The sequence below is a fragment of the Mycobacterium sp. URHB0021 genome, from assembly GCF_054057895.1.
In genome coordinates this window covers 242,061-262,328 of sequence record NZ_JBSRZT010000002.1, presented here as the reverse complement: position 1 = coordinate 262,328, position 20,268 = coordinate 242,061, and the positions used below count along the sequence as shown (strand labels likewise).

Annotated in this window: 19 protein-coding genes; 12 read left to right on the top strand and 7 right to left on the bottom strand. The window is 64.8% G+C overall.

Annotated elements, in window-relative coordinates; all coding sequences use genetic code 11:
* Positions 1–58: 58 nt before the first annotated feature.
* The 4 genes from ACVWWN_RS03360 (at position 59) to ACVWWN_RS03345 (ending at position 4,585) form a co-directional block, all read left to right on the top strand.
* Positions 59–1,069: a Bug family tripartite tricarboxylate transporter substrate binding protein gene (locus tag ACVWWN_RS03360; RefSeq protein WP_457142627.1), complete on the top strand. Its 1,011-nt coding sequence runs from the start codon at positions 59–61 to the stop codon at positions 1,067–1,069.
* Positions 1,069–1,584 carry a tripartite tricarboxylate transporter TctB family protein gene (locus tag ACVWWN_RS03355; protein WP_457142626.1) on the top strand — a complete coding sequence of 172 codons (516 nt, stop codon included), beginning with the start codon at positions 1,069–1,071 and terminating at the stop codon, positions 1,582–1,584. Before ACVWWN_RS03360 ends, ACVWWN_RS03355 begins: the two co-directional genes overlap by 1 nt.
* The gene (locus ACVWWN_RS03350) at positions 1,584–3,131 is read left to right on the top strand and encodes a tripartite tricarboxylate transporter permease (protein ID WP_457142625.1); all 1,548 of its coding nucleotides are present in this window, start codon (positions 1,584–1,586) and stop codon (positions 3,129–3,131) included. The genes ACVWWN_RS03355 and ACVWWN_RS03350 overlap by 1 nt, the downstream gene beginning before the upstream one ends.
* A gap of 698 nt (positions 3,132–3,829) precedes the next feature.
* Positions 3,830–4,585 (top strand): cutinase family protein, encoded by a 756-nt coding sequence (locus ACVWWN_RS03345; protein WP_457148981.1) that lies wholly within the window; start codon positions 3,830–3,832, stop codon positions 4,583–4,585.
* Between the two features lie 137 nt (positions 4,586–4,722).
* On the opposite strand, the gene ACVWWN_RS03340 is transcribed toward ACVWWN_RS03345, so the two are convergent.
* Complete coding sequence (locus tag ACVWWN_RS03340; RefSeq protein ID WP_457142624.1) at positions 4,723–5,394, bottom strand: FadR/GntR family transcriptional regulator; 672 nt, start codon at positions 5,392–5,394, stop codon at positions 4,723–4,725.
* A gap of 166 nt (positions 5,395–5,560) precedes the next feature.
* Between ACVWWN_RS03340 and ACVWWN_RS03335 the strand changes: the two genes are divergently transcribed.
* From ACVWWN_RS03335 to ACVWWN_RS03320, 4 genes are all read left to right on the top strand, one after another.
* A complete protein-coding gene (locus tag ACVWWN_RS03335; protein ID WP_457142623.1) occupies positions 5,561–7,222 on the top strand; it encodes a bifunctional fumarylacetoacetate hydrolase/alpha/beta hydrolase family protein in 1,662 nt (553 codons plus the stop codon).
* Between the two features lie 26 nt (positions 7,223–7,248).
* A complete protein-coding gene (locus ACVWWN_RS03330) occupies positions 7,249–7,857 on the top strand; it encodes a hypothetical protein (protein ID WP_457142622.1) in 609 nt (202 codons plus the stop codon).
* Positions 7,745–8,548: an amidohydrolase family protein gene (locus ACVWWN_RS03325; RefSeq protein ID WP_457142621.1), complete on the top strand. Its 804-nt coding sequence runs from the start codon at positions 7,745–7,747 to the stop codon at positions 8,546–8,548. Before ACVWWN_RS03330 ends, ACVWWN_RS03325 begins: the two co-directional genes overlap by 113 nt.
* A 244-nt stretch (positions 8,549–8,792) precedes the next feature.
* A complete protein-coding gene (locus ACVWWN_RS03320) occupies positions 8,793–10,439 on the top strand; it encodes a thiamine permease (protein ID WP_457142620.1) in 1,647 nt (548 codons plus the stop codon).
* A 200-nt stretch (positions 10,440–10,639) separates the two neighbouring features.
* On the opposite strand, the gene ACVWWN_RS03315 is transcribed toward ACVWWN_RS03320, so the two are convergent.
* Positions 10,640–11,095 (bottom strand): FHA domain-containing protein, encoded by a 456-nt coding sequence (locus tag ACVWWN_RS03315; protein ID WP_457142619.1) that lies wholly within the window; start codon positions 11,093–11,095, stop codon positions 10,640–10,642.
* 457 nt (positions 11,096–11,552) lie between these two features.
* Between ACVWWN_RS03315 and ACVWWN_RS03310 the strand changes: the two genes are divergently transcribed.
* From ACVWWN_RS03310 to ACVWWN_RS03300, 3 genes are read left to right on the top strand one after another with little or no spacing between them, the layout of a single operon-like run.
* Positions 11,553–13,052, top strand: coding sequence for an FAD-linked oxidase C-terminal domain-containing protein (locus tag ACVWWN_RS03310; RefSeq protein ID WP_457142618.1), 1,500 nt, complete (start codon positions 11,553–11,555; stop codon positions 13,050–13,052).
* A gap of 15 nt (positions 13,053–13,067) precedes the next feature.
* Positions 13,068–14,261, top strand: a complete 1,194-nt coding sequence (locus ACVWWN_RS03305; protein ID WP_457142617.1) for an FAD-binding oxidoreductase — start codon at positions 13,068–13,070, stop codon at positions 14,259–14,261.
* A gap of 28 nt (positions 14,262–14,289) precedes the next feature.
* A complete protein-coding gene (locus tag ACVWWN_RS03300) occupies positions 14,290–15,651 on the top strand; it encodes a (Fe-S)-binding protein (protein WP_457142616.1) in 1,362 nt (453 codons plus the stop codon).
* A 192-nt stretch (positions 15,652–15,843) separates the two neighbouring features.
* Here the strand turns inward: ACVWWN_RS03300 and ACVWWN_RS03295 are convergent, their stop codons facing one another.
* From ACVWWN_RS03295 to ACVWWN_RS03275, 5 genes are all read right to left on the bottom strand, one after another.
* Positions 15,844–16,845, bottom strand: a complete 1,002-nt coding sequence (locus ACVWWN_RS03295) for an NADP-dependent oxidoreductase (RefSeq protein WP_457142615.1) — start codon at positions 16,843–16,845, stop codon at positions 15,844–15,846.
* Positions 16,846–16,871: 26 nt separating this feature from the next.
* Positions 16,872–16,997: a hypothetical protein gene (locus ACVWWN_RS03290; protein WP_457142614.1), complete on the bottom strand. Its 126-nt coding sequence runs from the start codon at positions 16,995–16,997 to the stop codon at positions 16,872–16,874.
* Between the two features lie 8 nt (positions 16,998–17,005).
* The gene (locus ACVWWN_RS03285; RefSeq protein WP_457142613.1) at positions 17,006–17,905 is read right to left on the bottom strand and encodes an alpha/beta fold hydrolase; all 900 of its coding nucleotides are present in this window, start codon (positions 17,903–17,905) and stop codon (positions 17,006–17,008) included.
* 296 nt (positions 17,906–18,201) lie between these two features.
* Positions 18,202–18,891, bottom strand: a complete 690-nt coding sequence (locus ACVWWN_RS03280) for an SDR family NAD(P)-dependent oxidoreductase (RefSeq protein ID WP_457142612.1) — start codon at positions 18,889–18,891, stop codon at positions 18,202–18,204.
* Between the two features lie 215 nt (positions 18,892–19,106).
* A complete protein-coding gene (locus tag ACVWWN_RS03275; protein ID WP_457142611.1) occupies positions 19,107–19,661 on the bottom strand; it encodes a TetR/AcrR family transcriptional regulator in 555 nt (184 codons plus the stop codon).
* A gap of 379 nt (positions 19,662–20,040) precedes the next feature.
* Between ACVWWN_RS03275 and ACVWWN_RS03270 the strand changes: the two genes are divergently transcribed.
* Positions 20,041–20,256 carry a hypothetical protein gene (locus ACVWWN_RS03270; RefSeq protein ID WP_457142610.1) on the top strand — a complete coding sequence of 72 codons (216 nt, stop codon included), beginning with the start codon at positions 20,041–20,043 and terminating at the stop codon, positions 20,254–20,256.
* Positions 20,257–20,268: the final 12 nt, after the last annotated feature.

The following is a 20,268-nucleotide window of genomic DNA, read 5'->3' as shown; positions in this document are numbered from 1 at the left end:
GTCGCATGTATACGTTCAATGTAATGTTCGACTCCGCCGTCACCCCGGAGGGACCCCAATGCGCACCCCACGAACCGTCACGGCGGTTGTCGCCGCCGCACTCGCCCTTGCTGCCTGCAGCAACAACACCGACTCGGGCTCGTCCGACAAGGACGGTGGGAGCTTCAAGGCACTGTCGCGGGTCGAGATCATCGCTCCGGCCGCTCCGGGGAGCGGCTGGGACCAGACGGCCCGCGCCGTCCAGGAAGCGATGAAGGCCGACCAACTGGCCCGAAGCGTCGACGTCAAAAACGTGCCCGGTGCATCGGGCACTGTGGCGCTGGCACAGGTGGCCCCGCAGAAGGGCAAGGGTGATCTGCTCATCGCCTCGGGGCTGGCGATGATGAGCGGCATCATCACCAACGGCACGGACGTCACACTCGATGATCTCACTCCGATCGCCCGCCTCATCGGCGAGTACGAGGTGATCGTCGTTCCCAAGAACGCACTGTTCAATAACGCCGACGAACTCTTCGCCGCGATCAAGGCGAATCCGAAATCGGTTGCAGTCGCGGGCGGTTCGGCCGGTAGCGCCGATCAAATCTTCATCGGTCTCCTGGCTCAGCACTACGGCGTCAAGCCGGCCGACGTCAATTACATCCCTTACAGCGGCGGCGGGGAGGCAACGACGGCATTGCTGGGCGGCAAGGTCCAGGCCGGCGTGGCGGGGCTCAACGAGTTCGCCGAGCAGATGAAGAACGGCAACCTCAAGGGGCTGCTCATCTCATCGAACAAACCGGTTGAAGGCGTCACGGTTGCGCAGATGTCAGCGCAGATCGATCCGAAGCTGGAGTTCCAGAACTGGCGATCGATCATGGCGCCGTCCGGTATCGATGACCAACTCAAGGCGCAGTACATCGACGTGATGACCCGGATGCACGATTCGTCGGCGTGGACGGATGCGGTCAAGAAGAACGGCTGGAACGACAACTTCCTGGCCGGTGACGAGTTCGGCACCTGGCTCAAGGAGGAGAACGCGCGTGTGCAGACCGTCTTGACGGACCTCGGTCTGGCCAAGCAGGCGGGTTAGTGACCGCCGAGTCGTCGTCAGTCAACGCACCGCAGCGGAGGTCGATCCCCTGGGGCGAATGCGCGATAGCGGTCGCGCTGCTGGGCATCGGCGTCGTGGTGCTGCTAGACGGAATGCACCAGAGCGCATCCCGATCGGCGTCCGGAGTCGGCGCCGGATTTGTGCCAACCGTTGTCGGTGTGGCGATCATCGGGCTGTCGGCGGCGCTGATGGTGCAGATCGCACGGGGCCGCCTCGGTCAGGCCGACGAGGCCGAAGGCGATGTCGACGTACGCCGGACGCAGTGGGTGCCGCTGGCCATCTGCATGGCGGCCGTTCTCGTGTTCATCGTCGGCGTTGAGCCGTTGGGCTACGTGATCGTGAGCTCGATTGTCTTCTGGCTGACGGCGTGGGCCCTCGGCGCCCGGCACATCGCGCGCACCGCGATCATCGCCGTGGGGCTGTCGCTGGCCGTGTATCTGGCCTTCACACGCTTGCTCGACATCTATCTTCCGGCCGGGGTGCTGGGCTTCTGATGTCGGGCATCGAGGGGTTGTTGCACGGCCTGGCGGTGGCCATCACCCCGCAAGCGCTGTTGTTCGCGCTACTGGGCACGATCGTGGGAACGCTCATCGGGGTGTTGCCCGGGATCGGTCCCGCATTGACGATCGCGCTGCTGCTGCCGATGACCTACGGCATGGAGCCCGAATCAGCCTTCATCATGTTCGCCGGTATCTACTACGGCGCCATGTACGGCGGTTCGACCACGTCGATCCTATTGAAGACACCCGGCGAATCGGGTTCCGTGATCACCGCCATCGACGGCAACAAGATGGCCCGTCGCGGTCGAGGTGCTGCCGCGCTGGCCACCGCGGCGATCGGATCCTTCATCGCGGGGACAATCGCGACCGTGTTGCTTGCCTTCTTCGCGCCGTGGATGGTCAGCGTGGCGGTCAAGCTCGGGGCGCCTGACTACTTCGCGCTGATGGTGGTCGCCTTCCTCACGGTGAGTGCACTGGTTGGGTCGTCACCACTGCGCGGCGTCATCTCAATGTGCCTCGGTCTGGTCGTCGGCCTCGTCGGCATCGACTTCCAGAGCGGTCAGCAGCGGCTGGTTTTCGGGCAGGTCGCGCTGATGGATGGCATCGACACCGTGGTGCTGATCGTGGCGCTGTTCGCGGTGGGTGAGGTGCTATACGTGGCGGCACATCAGGTTTCGAGCCACTTCGATGTGCTTCACCTGAAGAAGGGCGCGAGGTGGATGACGCGCGAGGACTGGTCCCGGTCGTGGCGGCCATGGCTGCGCGGCACAGGTGTCGGCTTCCCGCTCGGCGTCATTCCTGCGGGCGGTTCTGAGATTCCGACATTCCTGTCCTACGCGATGGAACGGCGGCTCTCCAAGCGCAAGGATGAGTTCGGCCACGGAGCGATCGAGGGTGTGGCGGGTCCTGAGGCAGCCAACAATGCCAACGCGGCAGGCACGCTGGTGCCCCTCCTGGCGTTGGGCATCCCGACGTCGGCAACCGCGGCCGTCATCTTGGTCGCGTTCCAGCAGTACGGGATTCAGCCGGGTCCGCAACTCCTGCAGACACAGTCAGCGCTGGTTTGGGGTCTGATCGCCAGCCTGCTCATCGCCAACGTCATCCTGCTGGCGCTCAACCTCCCGCTGGTGGGAATCTGGGTGAAGATCCTGGAGATTCCCAAACCCTACCTTTTCGCCGGCATCATGACCTTCGCCCTGTTGGGCACCTACGCCATCAACGGATCCACCTTCGATGTGGCAGTGCTACTGGTCATCGGGGTGATCGGCTACCTGATGCGCAGATTCGGATATCCGATCACGCCGATGATCGTCGGTGCGATCCTCGGGCCCCTCGCCGAAGTCCAGCTCCGGCGCGCCCTCGACATCGCCGGTGGAAACGTCCTCACCTTGGTGAGCACGCCCGTCACGATCGTGGTGTACGTGGTACTGGCGGTCGTGCTGGTCGCTGGGTTTGTGTTTCGCACGCGTGCCGAGCGAATGCTGCCAGACGAGGATGCGGTCGACGAACCGGACACCCGACGCGACACCGCGGTGAGCTGAAACGACATAGCCTGCGCCAAGCGTCGTGCCGGGGTCCGCGCCACGCCCCCGCGACGAGCGCGTGGACGTAGCGCGTCAGGCCACCGATGGACACCCTGGATAGCGGTGGCTGCGGTTTGACGGTGAACGGCCGCGCCACCCGACCGCGTTCCGCCCGCGGGTGGGGCGCAGGTGGCACTGAGGTAGTACGTACGCCCACTGTCTTGATGCGGACATAGATGTGCGAGGCAGGGTCGTCGCCGACGAGAACTTGTTACGGGCGGTGTTCTGCTCCAATTCGATGCCTTGGTGCCACCCGGCCGGAACTGCCCCCATCCAATAAGCGGCCGCTGTGTGCCAGTAGGCAAATATTCGGCCACCACAGGCTAGTGCTGTCGCCTTCACCAAGTCGTCGTGCCGGTCGCGCTTGGCCTTCGACGGCAACGATCACCAGACCATCATTGAACTATCGCACAGCGGTCTGAAACGATGACTGGGCGGCATGCGGTCGTGGTAATCACCGGCCAGGTGATTCCCACGGTAGGGCGGTTCGCTGGCGACGCGTGCGCCGCCGGCGGAGCCCGACACCACGACACCGTGCGCACGAAGTCATGTGCAGACTCAGGTTTGGTGCGCCCCGACCTGAGGGAAAGTGGCGTCCACTGGGTGCGTCGAGAGGGAGGGCAGTGTTGAATACGAGTGCGCGGATCGCGGCGGTAATGGCGATGATCGTGGCGGGCAACTCCGTCGGCGACTGGTCGGCGAACGCGGCGCTGAACTGTCCCGACGTGCAAGTGGTGTTCGCGCGCGGTACCGGTGAAGCTCCCGGTGTCGGGCCGACCGGACAAGCCTTCGTCGACTCCCTTCGTGCACGACTCGGCCCACGACCGCTAGATGTCTATGCGGTGAGCTACCCGGCCAGTGACGAGTGGGCCACCGGCGTGGAAGGGATTCGGGACGCGGGTTCGCACGTGGTGTCCATGGCGCAGAACTGTCCCACGACCAAGATGGTCCTGAGCGGCTACTCCCAGGGGGCGGCGGTCATGGGTTTCGTCACCTCCGCGGCGGTGCCGGACGGGGTTGACCCCGCGACCGTGCCAAAGCCTCTGGCGCCGGAGGTGGCTGACCACGTCGCCGCCGTCGTGTTGTTCGCCGTACCGAATGTGCGGGCAATGAACTTCCTCGGCGAGCCGCCGGTCGTAATTGGGCCGACCTATGACGCCAAGACCCTCAAAGTGTGCGCGGTCGATGACGCGGTCTGCTCCGACGGGCTGAACTTCGCCGCACACGACAGCTACGCGCAGAACGCAGATCTGGTCAGGCAGGGAGTCGACTTCGCCGCCAGCCGGCTCGGCGCCAGCCCACCAGCGCTACCCCCGGTGGCACCCGGCGCCGGCAGCCCGGCCGCGGGGCCGCCGCAATCTCCCGGCGACTGGGCCGCCCCCGCACCTACGACGCCGACACCGACGCCGTAAGGGTTGGACGACCACGTCGGTGGGGGGCGAATGCGTTCGGGGTGGCGACGACGCGGTCGGCCCAGCCGAGGCCTTCCACGCTGACCGGGCTCATCCTCAGCAGATGCCTCAACGCACGAAACGAAACACTCGGCACGTCATTCGTTGTCACCCAGGAGCGTTCGGCGGACGTGCCGCAGATGGGTGCGCATGGCCTGGCGGGCGCTGTCGGGGTCGCGGTCGGCGATCGCCTCCACGATGTGGTCGTGCTCGGCGCAGTACTCCAGGTGAAGTTCGGGGTTGAAGGTCCGCTTCTTGAGCCCTCCCCAGATGGGTTGTCGCCTGCTGTCGATCAGTAGCTTGCTCACACCGATGATTACGGCGTTGTGGGTGGCAAGGGCGAAGCTGTGATGGAGGGCGATGTCCCATCTTTCGAACTCCTCCGAGGTCCGGGCCTGTTCACCCCCGCGCAGACAGCGGCGCATCTCGCTGATGTCGGAATGAGTGGCAGCCGCCACCGCCAAGGGAAGCAGTTCGGGCTCAACCGTCAGACGCGAGCTCATGATCTCGCCGGGGCTGGGGTGATCGGCTCCGCCGGTAGCCATTGCGTGGCTCGGAGTCAGGAACGTGCCCCGTCCCACCTGGCGCAGCAGCACCCCGCGCGCCTCGAGGTCATCGAGGACTGAACGGATCACGGCTCGGCTGACGCCGGCTTGAGCGGCAAGTTCTCGCTCGGTGGGCAGCTTGTCGCCCGGCTTGAGTCCGCTGTTGGACACGAGGTGGTCGATGAATCGCAACGCCACCGCTGCCGGCCCCACCGTCGTGGTCACTGCATACCTCCGTAGTACCAATTCGGACCAATAGTACGGCATTTGGAATCAATGCCAGAACGAAACGATGGGTCCAAGTGTTGACGGTCACATCTTGGCGACCTATCGTTGCCAATACATACCGAATCGGGCCGTTTGGTCCACAATGGTTAACGGAGGTTGTCACGTGCGGTTTGCACGAATCGATCACACAGAGGGCCCACGGGTCTGCGCAGTAGGTCAGGACGGCACCGCTCGCGCGGTGTCGTTCTCCGACACCGGCGCCCCGGTTCGCAGCCTGCAGGAGGTCATCGCTGCCGGCCCCGGCGCGGCAATCAGGTTGATCGCGGCACCGACCGCCGAGCCGGGCAAGGTGCTCGCGCCGCTCGTCCCGCACCGCAACATCTTCTGCGTCGGCAAGAATTACGCCGAGCATGCCGCCGAGTTCGCGGCCAGCGGCTTCGACGCCACTGGCGGCCCCGACGGAGAACACCTGCCTGAGTACCCGGCGGTGTTCACCAAGCCCGCCGCCACGGTCATCGCCACCGGCGATCCCATCGACCCACACACCGACATCACTTCCGCCTTGGACTACGAAGGGGAGATCGGCGTGATCATCGGCAAGCGCGCGTCCAAGGTGTCCAAAGCCGACGCGCTCGACTACGTTTGGGGATACACCCTCATCAACGACATGACCGCCCGAGATCTGCAACGCGACCACAAGCAGTGGTTCATCGGCAAGTCGCTCGACACGTTCTGCCCGCTGGGGCCGTGGGCGGTGACCGCAGACGAGGTCGACATCACCAACCTGCAACTGCAGACCCGCGTCAACGGCGAACTGCGCCAGGACACCAACACCTCGCTGTTGATCTTCGACGTGCCGACCATTATCGAAACTCTTTCCGCCGGAATCACCTTGGAGCCCGGCGATGTGATTGCCACCGGCACCCCGGTCGGTGTCGGGATCGGGTTTGATCCTCCCAGATACCTGCAGCCCGGTGACGAAGTCCGAGTGACCGCGACCGGTCTCGGTGAACTCCACAACGTCATCGCCGACCCGGCCGTTACCAGCCCCCTGGTCGCCGCGGGCACTCACCGACTGTTCGTCGAAAAGACCGGGACGGGGCCGACTGTGGTGATGATCCACGGTCTGGGCGGTGCCACCACTGTGTACGAACCACAGGTGGCCGCACTGGCCGAGACCCACACTGTGCTGCGTTATGACCTGTCCGGGCACGGCCGCTCCCCGTACGCTGGAGGGCCCACCATCGACGGCTGGGTGCAGGAACTTGCCGACCTGCTCGAGGCCGAAGGCATCGAGCAGACCGCGCTGGTCGCCCACTCGATGGGCACCCTGGTCGCGAACACCTTCGCAGCCCGCTACCCGGACCGGGTCACCAGAGTTGCTCTGCTGGGAGCGGTTCGGGCGCAGTCCGAGCAGGTCAAGACCGCGACCAGAGGGCGGGCCCACACGGTGCGGGGCGGCGGCATGTCCGCTGTCGCCGACACCATCCTCGGCGCGGCGCTGTCTAAGGTCACCCACACCGATCGGCCCGTTGCGGTCGCCGCAGTCCGGGAACTGCTCCTGGGCCAAGACCCCGAAGGCTACGCAGGAGCATGCGAGGCGCTGGCCGCCGCAGTGGAACCCGACTTCGCCGCCGTCAGCGCAGCAGTGCTTCTCATCACCGGTGACGAGGACAAGGTAAGCCCCGTCGCCACCAACGAAGAACTGTTGTCCATCTACCCGAACGCCCAGTTGCACGTCCTTGACGGTGTCGGGCACTGGCACAGCCTCGAAGACCCCGCCGCCGTCACCGCCCAGCTCATCGAATTCCTCACCACCCCCTGACCTGCCCACCGGAAGGAGTGACGACGATGTCCTCTGCACTGCCCACCGAAAATTCCGCGGTCTTCACCAACGTGCGCGTCTTCGATTCGACAGGGGCCGATCCCTTCGAGGGTGAGGTCCTGGTGCGCGGCAATCGGATTGCCGCAGTCCGTCCCGGCTCCGACAACCTTCCCCGCGAAGGACGCGTCATCGACGGCCAGGGCAAGTTCCTGATGTCGGGGCTGTGCGACGCCCACACCCACTTTTCCTGGGTGAATTCCGCGGACCTGCCCGGACTGGGCTCCATGGGCGTCGAGGAACACACGCTGCTGTGCGCCCGCTCGGCCCAGACCTACCTCGACTCCGGGTACACCATGTGCGTCGGAGCCGCCGCTGCCAAACCCCGCCTCGACGTGGTCATCCGCGACGCCATCAACGCCGGTCAGATCCCCGGTCCACGGTATCTGGCCAATTGTCAGGAGATCGCGGTCACCGGTGGCGCGCTCGTCGAGGGCATCACGGCCTTCGCCGACGGGCCTGAGGATGCGCAAGGCGGTCCGCAAGAACGTCGAACTCGGTGCCGACCTGGTCAAGCTGTCCATGTCGGGAGAAGAGATCACCGGCAACCAGCACGCCAAGGACAACTACTTTTCTGACGAGGAAACCCTCGCCGCCACCACCGAGGCCCATCGCCGTGGTCTGCGGGTGTGCTCACATGCCCGCTCCGGTGACTCGGTGAAGATGTCGGTCCGCAACGGCGTGGACATCATCTACCACGCCTCCTTCATCGACGACGAAGGACTCGACATGCTCGAAGCCAAGAAGGACGAGATCTTCGTCGCGCCCGGGCTGAACTGGCTGGTCGCCACGCTGCACGACGCCGCTGACTTCGGCTACCCGCCCGAGGCGGCGGAAGCCGCCGGCTACAAGCACGAACTCGAATGCGCCATCGACGGTTTGAAGAAGATGAAGCAGCGCGGCATCCGGGTTCTGCCCGGTGGCGACTACGGGTTCGCTTGGACACCGCACGGCACCTACGCCCGCGACTTGCAGCACTTCGTCGAGCTGCTCGACTTCACCCCTGCCGAGACCCTCATCGCCGCCACCGCGCTGGGCGGGCAGATCATGCGGATGCCCGACGAACTCGGTCAGGTCAAGGCCGGATTCTTGGCCGACATCATCCTCATCGACGGCGACCCGCTGCAGGACATCACCATCCTGCAGGATCAAAGCCGCATCGTCGGCATCATGAAAAACGGTGTCTTCCACAAGGATCCGGGTGACGGCACCCACTCACGCGCCCGCGACCTCGACGAGATACATCGCGGCACACCCGTCCCTGCCTAACCGCCCCAGACCCGCGCGCCCTGGGCGGGATGCTTCTCGCGCCTGGGCCAAGGCTGACGAACACAGGAATAATCCTCGACGGTGGCGCAGCTCGCTAACCGACTGTGCCGCAACGGTTAAAAGCGTACAGAGAACGATCGCAGCGCATATCCGATGCCGCGATGCCACGCGGTTGTCGCGGCCGATCGGGCGCTCACGTCGTCCACGTCACCGAAGGGTCTGCGCTGCAGTCATCGCAAGTCGATTGGAGAAACCGTTGAACGTGCCTGGAAATAACGAGCATTCGGCACTCGGTGCCGCGACCGCTGGAACATCTCCACTACCCGTGCTGAAGATAACACGGGTCGACGACCCTGCCGTGGTTGCGCAGGCGGCTCGTGACGACTATTCGCTGCATGTAGTACCGCGGACGTGGCGGCTGTCCTCGCCGAAGATGGCGCTCGCGTGGTCGGCGGTCATGGCAGCGATGTTCTGGGTGGTGGTCGCGGCGGGGGCCTCCCTTGTGGTGGGTACGGTGCAGACACTCATCGGCCTGGCTGCGGCCGTGGTGGTCCATGGTGCGATCTGCTACTACATGTCGAGGACCGCTGCGGAGACCGGCTTGACGGTCGGGCTGTTTTCCCGCTCGATGTTCGGCTACTACGGCGCGTCCATCGCGACACTCTTCTTTGCCGTGACGGGGACTTGGTTCGCCGTGTTCGAGGGATCGGTGCTCGCAGTTGCTGCGCAGACGCAGTTCGGAGGACCGATTGAACTCTGGTACCTGATCGTGACTCTATGCGCGATCCCGCTGGTGCTGGGTGGGGTTCGAGTTTGGCTGGAGAAGATCAACGCGTTTCTGCTACCGATCTTCGCGATTGGCCTGATTGCTGCGGTGATCTGGTCAACCGCGGTATTCGGCTACAACAGCGCTTGGCTCACTTCCACACCCACCGCGCCGACAGCAATGGGTGGACCAGGTTGGCTGTTCGTCTTTGCCATCTATATGGGCGTGTTCTCCAATATGCTCTATACATTCGACTTCGCGCGAATGGGACGCACCCAAGATATCCGCGTGAACGGCCTTCATACCTTTGGATTCACATTCTATTTCTTCACCATACTCGTCAATGGTGCGGTGGGAATCTATCTCGTGCATACCATTCCGCTGGACAGCGGGGAAGTCACGGAGGCCGGCCTTGTCGTCGGCATTGTGAAGTTGATGGGAATCTTCGGTCTGATCTTTATCGTGGCCACGCAGACTAAAATCAACACTGCCAACTTCTATCTTGCGTCCACGAATTTCCAGAGCTTCTTTTCGCGTGCCTTCAACGTGACATTGCCCAGATTCGTTTGGGTTCTCTTCGTCGGAATGGTGTCGTTCACCGTCATGGTCCTCGACGTGTTCAGTTTCATCGGAACATGGCTTTCCTACCAAGGCGCCGTCCTCGTCGCCTGGGTCGGAATCGCACTGGTACACATCACGTGCCATCGGCTCTCCAATTCGCGCAACGCATTCGAGTTCCGGCCCGGACGGGTGCGAAACGCCAGTTCTGGTGGTCTTACGGCGTGGGTGGCATCCTCGGGCGTCGGGATCTATCTCATCGCGTCGAAGAGTGGGCTGGCCACCACATGGGCGCTGCTCATCACGTTCGTGCTGGCTGTAGTCAGCTATGCCGCATTCCTGTCGGCGGGAAGAGGAAGGCAAACCGTCCTCGATCGGCCCTTCGACCCGCATAGCGAGGTGAATGACCTCTGGAACGATCGCATTCAATGCGCCATATGCGACAAGTCGTACGTCGCCATCGAGATCGACCGCGATCCCAGCAATGGACACCGCCCCATATGTGCGTCGTGCGCCACGGGCAGGAAATTCAGGGCCGCAACACTGGCCGAGGCATCACAAGGCTGAAATGTGCAAACGCGGTGGAGTTCACCGCTGGCACAGCGTCGCGGGGACGTCAGGAGAATGCGACACATCTCGGCATACGGTTGAGCACCGTTCATAATCCGACAACGGTCGAATGTGGCGCCGAAGATTCGGACCCGAACAACTCACGCGCCGGACATCCCGTGACAGCTAGGAATCTCGCGTTCACGCGAAACCTGGCGCTACGGTGGCATGGCGTCAACTCGTTGGGCCGCGTTGAGGAACACCAGACGGAATCGACCGATTTGTATCTGGTCGCCGTTGGCCAGAATCGCCGATTCCACAGGTCGACGGTTGACATAGGTTTTGTTGAGGCTGCCGGTGTCCACGACGCGATGTTGTCCGTGTTCCATTCGAAACTCGGCATGTCGTCGGCTGACGGTGATGTCGTCGAGGAAGATGTCGCTGCCCGGAAGTCGCCCGGCAGTTGTGACGGGTTCGTTCAACAAGAAGCGCGCTCCAGCATTGCGCCCGCGATCGACGACAAGCAGCGCTGCGCCGCCGGGCAACCCTTCAGCCCAACTATCGTCCTCGACTGCGCCGGTCGGACTTTCGAACTCGTCGTCCAGGTCGAAGGGAAAAGCCGAGGTTTCATGAATGCCGCCGCCATCGCTGCGTTGGTCGTCGCTGGCTTTCACACGCGTCCGACCTCCTATTCGTCGTGTCACCGCGCATCGCCGCGCGGCACCTCGAAGGCCGCAGCTACCGAGTACCCGGCCCAGATCTGTCCAACCACCAGAAGCGCCGATTTGAGGCGGGCGTGCACTTGGCGACGCCGGTTGCCCTCGGGATGCCGACGACGCGATGGGCAGCGAGAACGCCTGGGTTTCGACCATTCCGCACCCTCATCGGATTGATAGTGGAACGGTGGTGACTGCAGCGAGTTGTCTCCGCAGGGAAGTGATGGGATGGCCCCCGCTTGGTGCCGACACGGGACCGCGGTCGCATTGCAGCCGCTGGCGGTAGAAATAAGAGTCCAGCCGCTGCGGCAGCGAAACGTCCGGGCATCGAGTGTGGCCGCGCCCACACCTCGGCCGCCCGGTCAACCAGCAGAGACTCCGAGCAGATTGTTGATGGATCGAGGGGGTGATGACGATGACAACGACGTATCTCGACCTGGTCGCCGAGAAGGCCGCGGGGCGGGTCACCGAGGAGGTCCGCCGAGAGATCGGCGGGTTGGTCAGCGAAGGCGGCGTCATCTCGGAACCGGGTCAGCTTCGCACATATGAATGTGACGGGCTGACCGGATTCCGGGTGGTTCCCGCGCTGGTCGTGCTGCCGGCGAGCACGGAGGAGGTCGCGGCAGTCGTGCGGGTCTGCGCGCGGGAGAAGATCCCTTTCGTCGCCCGCGGTGCGGGGACGGGCCTGTCCGGCGGTGCGCTGCCCGTCGCCGACGGGATCGTCATCGGGCTGTCCCGGATGCGCGCGATCCTCTCCGTCGACGCGGAGAACCAACGCGCGGTCGTTCAACCGGGGATGACGAACCTCGGCATCTCCGCCGCGGTGGCCCCCCACAACCTGTACTACGCACCCGACCCGTCGAGCCAGGTCGTATGCACGATCGGCGGCAACGTCGCGGAGAACTCGGGTGGCGCGCACTGCCTGAAATACGGCTTCACCACTAACCACGTCCTCGGGCTCACTATGGTGTGCGCCGACGGCAGCGTGGTGACCGTAGGGGGCGACTCGTTGGACCAGGTCGGGCCGGATCTTCGCGCGGTGATCGTCGGTTCGGAGGGCACCGTCGGCATCGTCACCGAGATCATCGTGCGGTTGCTGCGCAAGCCCGAGGCCGTCCGCACGCTGGTCGCGGACTTCCCCGACGCCGAACAAGCAGGCAACGCGGTCAGCGACATCATCTCGGCCGGCATCATCCCGGCCGCCGTCGAGATGATCGATGGGCTGGCGATCGAAGCGTGTGAAAAGGCGACCGCCGCCGGCTACACGATCGACGCACCGGCCGCGCTGGTGGTCGAGCTCGACGGCGTCGCGGAAGAAGTGGAGGCGGAATTCGAACGGGTCCAGAGGATCTGCCGCGACAACCACACCACCCACATCCGGATCGCCGAGGACCCGACCGAGCGCGCGCTGATCTGGAAGGGCCGCAAGGCCGCCTTCGCCGCGATGGGTCGCATCAGCCCGGACTACTTCGTCCAGGACGGGGTCATCCCGCGGACCAAGCTCGGCGTCACCCTCACCCGCATCGCGGAGATGGCCAAGGATGCCGGGCTGCGGGTGGCCAACGTCTTCCATGCCGGCGACGGCAACCTGCACCCGCTGGTGCTCTACGACGGCACCGTACCGGGCCAGGCCGACAAGGCCGAGCACCTGGCAACCGCGATAGTCGAGCTGTGCGTGGCCCAGGGCGGTTCCATCACCGGTGAGCACGGCGTCGGCAGCGATAAGGCCTGCTCGATGCCGAAGATGTTCAGCGACTCGGATCTGACCGTGATGGCGCTGGTGCGCGCCGCGTTCGACCCCGAGGGACTCTGCAACCCAGGCAAGGTGCTGCCCACCCCACGCCTCTGCGGTGAGCGACCCGGCCCGTGGCGGCCGCACCCGCTCGAGCAAGCCGGCGTGATCGAACGGTTCTGAGGGAGGCAACACCCCATGACCTCCACCGCCTCCTCCACGGTTCGCCGGCCCACCAGCGTCGACGAGGCCGCCGCAGTGTTGCGCGACAGCCGTGGCGGCGTGCTGTTCCGGGGCGCGGGCACGAAGATGAGCTGGGCCGGCCGACCGCACGACCCGGATCTGGTGCTGGAGACTACCGGCTTGGACCAGCTACTCGAGCACAACCCGGCCGACATGACCGCCTCGGTGCAAGCCGGCATGCCTTTGCGCGCCCTACAGGACCGGCTGGCCGAGGCGGGGCAGTGGCTTGCGCTCGACCCGCCCACCGGACCAGACGGGGCGACCGTGGGCGGGTTGCTCGCCACCGGCGAGTCCGGCCCGCGCCGGCTGCGGTACGGCGCGCTACGTGACCTGGTCATCGGGCTGACGCTCGTGCTTCCCGACGGGACGGTGGCCCACGCGGGCGGGCGTGTGATCAAGAACGTGGCCGGCTACGACCTGAGCAAGCTGGTGTCCGGGTCGCTGGGCACGCTCGGCTTGATCGCCGAGGTCGTGCTGCGCCTGCATCCGCTGCCGGAGACGAGCGCCACCGTCGTGATGTCCTCCTCGGTGCAGGAGGCGACCGCGCGCAGCCTCGCCCTGCTGGCCGGGCCGCTGGAACCAGCCGCCGTCGACTGGGTCGGCGACCCCCGCGGCGGAGGTCCGCCCGGCCGGCTGGCCGTACGGTTCGAGGGCACCGCCGCCGGGGTGGCGGCGCAGACGGCCGCGCTGCGGGAGCAACTCGACGGGGCGGCGCCGCAGGCGTTGGCCGACGCCGACGAGGCTGCGCTCTGGCACGAGTACGCCCAGGCCCACCGGCCGGAGTCGGGCCAAAGCACGGCGTTCGCCGGCACGCTGCCCAGCCGGTTGACCGATGTCGCCACGGCGCTCGCCGGCGCGGCCGACGCCGCCGGGGTGGACGCCTCGCTGGCGTCCCACGCCGCACTCGGGTTGCACACCGCTCGGTTCTCCGGACCGCCGGCGCAACAGGCGGCGGCCTTCGACCAGTGGCGCCGCGAAATCGTGGCCGTCGGCGGCACCGTGGCATTGCGGGAGCGTCCCGCCGAGGTCGACGCCGACGTCGACCCGCTCGGCCCGGCACCCTCGTCTGTCGGGCTGCTGCGTGCCGTCAAGGCCCGGCTGGATCCCGACGGCCGCTGTGCCCCCGGCCGCCTTGCCCCCTGGCTCTAAACCAACTGCGACCCATGGAGTTTCGCCGATGACCACTGATTCCGCTAACCGCGACGAGGACCAGCGCCTAAACGTGGAGCACTCATCCGACGCCACCGGTATCTTCGACGCGCACCATCCGCCGTCCGACGAGCGGATCTCCGACTGCGTGCACTGCGGCTTCTGCCTGCCCACCTGCCCCACCTACGCGCTGTGGGGCGAGGAGATGGACTCTCCCCGCGGTCGCGTCTACCTGATGAAGCTGGGCAAGGAGGGCGCGGTCCCGTTCGACGACACCTATGTGCAGCACTTCGACGCGTGCCTGGGCTGCATGGCGTGCGTGACGGCGTGCCCGTCCGGCGTGCGGTACGACGAGTTGATCGAGGCGGTCCGCCCCCAAATCGAACGCAACTACCGGCGCGGCTCCGCCGACCGCGCGTTCCGGGAAATGATCTTCCAGCTCTTCCCGTACCCGACCCGGCTGCGCGCCGCCGCCGTCCTCGGTGTCCTCTACCAGCGCGCAGGCGGTCCCACCTTGCTCGAACGCAGTGGGCTGAGCAAGCGGCTGCCTGCGCGGCTGCGCGCCGTCGAGGAGCTGATGCCCCCGGCGCAGCTGCGCGGCCTGACCCAACGGTTGCCCGCACTCATCCCCGCCGAGGGCACGGCGCGGCGGCGCGTCGCCATGCTGGAGGGCTGCGTTCAGCGGGTGTTCTTCCGCGACGTCAACGAAGCGACAGCGCGCGTGCTCGCCAGCGAAGGCTGCGAGGTGGTTGTGCCGCACGGCCAGCGGTGCTGCGGCGCGCTCAGCGAGCACGCCGGCCGCGAGCCGGAGGCGCTGAAATGGGCCCGTCGACTGATCGACGACTTCGACGGCGCCGACGTCGACGCCATCGTGGTGAACGTGGCGGGCTGCGGCTCCACGATGAAGGAGTACGGCCGCCTGCTGCGTGACGACCCGAAGTACGCCGAACGGGCGGCGGCGTTCTCGGCCAAGGTGCGCGACATCTCCGAGGTGCTCGCCGACCTGGAGCCCGTCGCGCCGCGGCATCCCATCCAGGCCCGCGTCGCCTACCACGACGCCTGCCATCTCAGTCACGGCCAAGGCGTTCGGCTCCAACCGCGGGCGGTGCTGCGCACCATTCCGGATCTGGAGGTCATCGACATCCCGGAGGCCGAAATCTGCTGCGGCTCGGCCGGCATCTACAACATGGTGATGCCCGATCCGGCCGCCGAGCTGGGCCGGCGCAAGACCGCCAACGTCATGTCGGTGGCGCCGGACGCGGTGGCCACAGGCAATCCCGGATGCCTCTTGCAGATACGCCGGTACCTGCCCGAAGGGGTTCCGATGTTCCATCCGATCCAGCTCGTCGACGCGTCGATCCGTGGGGTCGACCCCATCCGGGCCCGGTAGCGCTGTAGCACCGCCCAACGCGATGCAGTCGGTCTGGGATTCCCCTGAGCGGTAGCGCCCGTTCGGGGGAGGCGGCAACGGCTGAGCCGGCTTGGCGATCAGGTCGCGGCCAGGCCGGTGAGCAGTAACGGGTGTGCCGAGGGTGAGCGGCGCGGCGCACCAGGTGTTCTGGCGGAGGTGTCGCAGGCGTTGCTACCTCACGGTGACGACGACTTTGCCTTTGGCCCGTCCCTTTTCCACGAAATCCAAGGCATCCTGGATCGATTCGATCGGAAAGACCCTCTCGACAACTGGCCGGATCACGCCTTGATCGATGAGGGCGGTGATTTCGCTCAGTTGAGCGCCGTTCGCCCTCATGAACAAGAACGAGTATGACACGTTGAGTCGCTTGGCCTTTCGCCTCGGGCCGAAGCTCAGTACGCGAATGATCGGCTTCACGTACCAAGGCACGCCGATTTCGTCGGCGAAAGCCGGGTCGGGCGGTCCGGATATCGAGACGAGCGTTCCACCCGGCTTCAGCACACGCAGGGATTTGTCGAGGGTCTGTGAGTCTTGACTGTGCAGAACGACGTCGTAGCCATGCAGCATGGTCTCGAAGTCTTGTGTCTTGTAGTCAATCAAGACGTTTGCGCCGAGGGCTTGGACGAGTTCGAAATTAGCGGCGCTTGCTGTGGTGGCCACTGTCGCCCCGAGATGTTTCGCGAGCTGGATCGCAATGGTGCCGACGCCACCAGTGCCCGCCTGGATGAAAACCTTTTGCCCCGGCTTCACGTTCGCCATTTCGACAAGTGCCTGCCAAGCGGTGAGGCCGACCAGTGGAATGGAAGCCGCTTCTTCCATGCTGAGGAGGGTCGGCTTGATCGCCACGTCGTCTTCGTTCATCGCGATGAATTCCGCGAAGGTGCCGATCCGGTCCTTGTCCGGTCGCGCATAGACCTGGTCACCAGGCTTGAAGCGCCGCACCCGTGCTCCCACCTCGACCACAACGCCCGCGACGTCGTTGCCTAGAACAAGTGGAAATCGGTACGGCAGGAAGATTTTGAATTCTCCGTCCGCGATTTTCGCATCGAGGACATTGACGCCAGCCGCATGGACCTGGACGAGTACGTCGTTGTCCCCGACCTCCGGCTGCGGCATGTCGACGATCCGACCGCCGTCCGTGCTCTTGTAACGATCGATCGTGAAGGCTTTCATTGTCCTCTTCTTTGGTTCGTGGTCTCTCACGCGCGCGAACGCTCGTGAAGCGGCTCGCCCAACTGTGCACGGACATCTCGGGTCATTTCACCGGCAGGCACCTCGACCGCACCGGACTCGACCAGCACTGTCTGATCGGCGAGCGAAGTCATGAGGTTGCCTACCCCAGAAAGGCGAGCGCATCGGGAACGAACCGTTCGTTGGCCTGGAAGATGCCGCCGTGTCCAGCGTCCGGGTAGATCCGCAGCGTCGCATTAGGGAGGCGTCGCGCCAGATCGTAGGAGTTGTTGGAGGGCACCATACGATCGGCGTCACCGTTGGCAACCAGAACAGGCTGGCGGATGAATGACAGGTCGGCTGGCTTCTCGAGCCCCCACGCGTGAATCGCCTTGAGCTGCGTTCGGAATGCTCCTATCGTCATCGCCTTATCCCGATCATTCGTGCGCTCCTTCAACCGCTTGATGAACGCGCGCGCCTCTGACTTGCCGTGGGCCGTTCTGGTGAAGAAGAGAAGTTCCTTGGGATCTTTGAAGGTGGCATATGCGTGGAGAGTGTCGAGGTAGGTCAGCTTCGCCACGTTGACGATTCCGTCACCTCCGGCAGGCCCCGTCCCCGCAAGGATGACCCTTCGAACGAGCGTCGGTTCTTGTTGCGCGATCACTTGCGACACGAATCCGCCGAGGGAGAATCCGAGAAGGTCGACCTGATCGAATCGCAGCGCGCGGATGAACGCGACGGCGTCTTGTGCCATTGCCTCGACGGTGTCGGGTGTCTTGCCCTCCGAAGCGCCAACCCCGCGATTGTCAAAAGTAATGACCCGGTGCTTGGCCGCAATGCCGTCAACCACCCTGGGGTCCCAGTTGTCGAGATTGGCGGCCAGGTGATTCACGAAGACCACCGGTACTCCGCTGTCGACCCCCAGCTCCCGGTAGACGAACCGAGTCCCGCCCACGGAGACGGAGTTCGTCGGCGCGCTCTTGTACAACGTGCCGCCCCAGTGGGCGCTCGCTTCGCGCAGACAACTTGGGGGATCGTGCCGTGTGGTTTCTTTGCCCGCCATGATTTTCTCCTCTGGTAAACCGATCGGTGTACTACCGGAGGTAAGGGTAACACGTTGGTCCCATTTAGTACACTGATCGGTATACTCGGAACGGATCGCGCGCAACACTGATTATCGAAGCGCACGCTTCGCCAACGTCTGCACTGTCGATCTCACTCATCGATCCGGCTTTCTGGCCGCGTGCCCGAGCGGCGGCGCAGGCCCTCATTGCGATGTGGTTGCCGCTGCCAGAACCGCGTCGTTGACCGCGGTCGGCGAAATTGCGACGGCACCTTTCTGCGCGCGACTGACGAGATCTAGCAGGTAGCGACGCTTAGGACGTCTCGATTCAGCGCGTGATCGACGGCCTTGGTGACTCTCTTGGGATCGGCAGCAAATTTTTGCAGACGTCCCAACAACTTCCGACTCCCCGCGAGGTGCGACGCATACAGTCGGCGATGCTCGTCACTGAGTTGTTCGGTCATATGGTCGTAGTCGTCGAGCACGTCAGCCCACATATCGGTACGGATCGGCCCTGGCTCGATGAGTGACACGGGAATACGCCACGGACGCAACTCCATCCGGAGCGCATCGGCCAAGGACTCGATCGCATACTTCGATGCGTTGTAGGCGCCGGTGCCCGGCGTGGTGAACAATCCACTGACCGACGACATCAATACCACCCTCCCCCGGGCATCACGGATCTTTGGCAGCACCGCCTGCGTAACTGCGATCTGCGAGATGACGTTGATGCCGAGTTGCTGTGTCAGAACATCGAGGGATAACGCCTCGACCGGTCCGTTGACGATGATGCCGGCGTTGTTGACGACGCCGTTCAGCTCAGCGGGAAGCTGACCGGGTAGTGCTGCAATCGCGGACCGGTCGGTGATGTAGAGCGTGATCGCATGCACATTGGGCAGACGGTCGAGGCTGCTGAGGGCGGCGTCGGATCGAGCGGTGGCATAGACGCTCCAGCCTCGCCGGCGGGCACTCCTACGATGCGTCACATCCACTCCTCGTATACCAACTGGTGTACTTGATGATGGGTGACGCTACACGTCTGTGCACACGCAGTAAACCTATCGGTATACTTGGCCTCATTGGCCACCCAGCGTGAGGCACGGTCGAACGACTCACCAGCGAAGCGTAGGCGTCCAAACCGACTCTTTATCAGTACTTTCCGAGTAGAGAGGCGGTCGTCGAGGACTACCTGTCGGGCTAATCAGCTGGGGCGGTGCTGGGATATGAGCTCGTTGAGGTGACGGGCGACCTGCGTCAGCGGCTTGGTCGACTGCGCGGCGCGGGAAAGTATGACCGCCCCTTCGAGCGCGGCGATGACCGTCGTCGACAATGATTGGGCTGCAGCGCGCTTGATGCCGTCTTCAATGAGCCTGTCCGCCATTAGCTGACCCCACTCGGTGAAGACATCGGCGGCGGTGCTGGCGGCCTCGGGGGCCTCAGCGCGACTGAATGCGGCCGCCACGATGGGGCAGCCACCTTCGAAGTTCGTACTGATCAGGATCTCGCACCACATACGAGCGAACGCCCCGATCGGATCCCGCTGCTCGATACAGTCACGCAACGTAGTTGACAGCTCGTCTCCCGCAGCACGCGTCGCCGCGGCGACAAGCTCGGATTTGCCGCCAGGAAAATTCAGATAGATCGACCGCCGCGTCACGCCGCTGGTGGACAAGATCTCCGCAATGCCAGTGCCGGCCACACCTTGTCTTTGCATCAGCGTCGCCGTGGCTGCGGTGAGCCGCTCCCGTACTCGCATGACTACACTATACCAGTCGGTGTACTATCGCGGCCATCTAGCAGGTAGACTGATCGGTTTACCCTCGGTGCCGGCGTTCGGGCCCCGTCAATCCCCGGGCACTCGTCTGTGGCCGCCCCTTCGCTTCAGTCCCCGAGGGCGGCTTTGAGGTGTGCTGCGGAAACCGCTTTGAGGTGGGTGCAGGCGAGACGTTTTCGATCCGCCGAGCAAGACCGGCCCGGTCGCAGTTTGGAACGCGGCAGCGAAAGGCCAGTTCGGTCAGGGGAACGTCGGCCTGGTCGGCAATGTGGGCCAAAGCGGTGACGCCGTCGTGCGATACTCGAAGGCCCGTGGCAGAGTGTGTTTCATACATTGCCCCGGATGCACAGGAGGTGACTCGATGCGGGGGTCGACCGCGTTGCGCATCGCCAGCAGCATCATCGTCGCCAAGGCGGTTTTGATCGGTATTGTCTGCTGGCGGCGCGCCGAATTTCTCGGCCGCCCCGTCCATATCGGGGCAGATAGCTGGATCGGCTTGATCACTGTCCTCGCTGTAGGACTTGCCATAGCGGCGGGCGTCTACGTCGCCGCAGGGCATTCCCGTCGACAACTCTGACGATGCCCCACG

Excerpts from the sequence above, each read along its gene's own strand:
- ACVWWN_RS03360 (WP_457142627.1), top strand. The coding sequence starts at position 59 with ATGCGCACCCCACGAACCGTCACGGCGGTTGTCGCCGCCGCACTCGCC.
- ACVWWN_RS03350 (WP_457142625.1), top strand. The coding sequence starts at position 1,584 with ATGTCGGGCATCGAGGGGTTGTTGCACGGCCTGGCGGTGGCCATCACC.
- ACVWWN_RS03345 (WP_457148981.1), top strand. The coding sequence starts at position 3,830 with ATGGCGATGATCGTGGCGGGCAACTCCGTCGGCGACTGGTCGGCGAAC.
- ACVWWN_RS03330 (WP_457142622.1), top strand. The coding sequence starts at position 7,249 with ATGTCCTCTGCACTGCCCACCGAAAATTCCGCGGTCTTCACCAACGTG.
- ACVWWN_RS03325 (WP_457142621.1), top strand. The coding sequence starts at position 7,745 with ATGCGCAAGGCGGTCCGCAAGAACGTCGAACTCGGTGCCGACCTGGTC.
- ACVWWN_RS03310 (WP_457142618.1), top strand. The coding sequence starts at position 11,553 with ATGACAACGACGTATCTCGACCTGGTCGCCGAGAAGGCCGCGGGGCGG.
- ACVWWN_RS03305 (WP_457142617.1), top strand. The coding sequence starts at position 13,068 with ATGACCTCCACCGCCTCCTCCACGGTTCGCCGGCCCACCAGCGTCGAC.
- ACVWWN_RS03300 (WP_457142616.1), top strand. The coding sequence starts at position 14,290 with ATGACCACTGATTCCGCTAACCGCGACGAGGACCAGCGCCTAAACGTG.
- ACVWWN_RS03295 (WP_457142615.1), bottom strand. The coding sequence starts at position 16,845 with ATGAAAGCCTTCACGATCGATCGTTACAAGAGCACGGACGGCGGTCGG.
- ACVWWN_RS03290 (WP_457142614.1), bottom strand. The coding sequence starts at position 16,997 with ATGACTTCGCTCGCCGATCAGACAGTGCTGGTCGAGTCCGGTGCGGTC.
- ACVWWN_RS03285 (WP_457142613.1), bottom strand. The coding sequence starts at position 17,905 with ATGGCGGGCAAAGAAACCACACGGCACGATCCCCCAAGTTGTCTGCGC.
- ACVWWN_RS03275 (WP_457142611.1), bottom strand. The coding sequence starts at position 19,661 with ATGCGAGTACGGGAGCGGCTCACCGCAGCCACGGCGACGCTGATGCAA.
- ACVWWN_RS03270 (WP_457142610.1), top strand. The coding sequence starts at position 20,041 with ATGCGGGGGTCGACCGCGTTGCGCATCGCCAGCAGCATCATCGTCGCC.